Raw genomic sequence first — 717 nt, 5'->3', positions numbered from 1 at the left:
TGTTCTGAATCATGTTTATAGAGATTCTTCAACTTGTTTGTTTGATTCCTAGACAATTTAATAGTAACCATTTTTTCAATCGAAGTATCAGGTAAATGAAACCTTGAGGCAAAAGACTCCTTGCCGCTCTTAACACGGATAATATATTGCCAACCTTTTTCCTCAAAATGTGCCATAAGGTTGTAACTTTCATACCCCCTATCCATAACTACAAGAGCTGTTTCAAAAGGGAGAGACCTCCATCATTTCAATAACCGCTTGTCGCTCGTCTGCCTCCCTTTTATCTTGTACTATGACATCGGTATAAATGCCTGTGTTTAGATCATAAAATGCGTTCAGATGAATCAGGTTATACGGCTTATTTCCTACACCAACTTGAAAAGAGGTTCCCTCATCTGCTGGATTTCTAGGAATATTCACGTCACTTCCATCTGCAGCTAGAATAGGTATCGAATCATCTATAGGAATTTTTGAGGTGAATTCTTTGAATACTTTATAGAAAGCGTTTGATTTGATTTTGTAGCGAGCTTGTACAAAAGCAGATTCCGTGATCCAAATATCTGCATCTAACAATTCTTTAGAAATGGATTTCCCGGACATACCAAGGATTAAATTCACCGTTTTATTGAGAGATAGTTCCCGATTACGAGAAAAATCAGATGGGTTATGGATCAAACTTCCTCGCTCTCGCTCTATCACAGCAGCAATACTTTTTCG

General features: G+C 37.7%; 1 protein-coding gene and 1 pseudogene. Both read right to left on the bottom strand.

Annotated features, from left to right (window positions below):
* Window positions 1–176: pseudogene (locus tag ACXM1Q_RS09330) on the bottom strand (IS4 family transposase); the annotation flags it as partial.
* 46 nt (window positions 177–222) lie between these two features.
* A partial coding sequence (locus ACXM1Q_RS09325; RefSeq protein WP_460255635.1) for a transposase occupies window positions 223–717 on the bottom strand: 495 nt, incomplete at its 5' end.

It is taken from the genome of Streptococcus sp. 10F2 (assembly GCF_054331515.2).
This window is presented reverse-complemented; position numbering and strand designations above follow the sequence as displayed.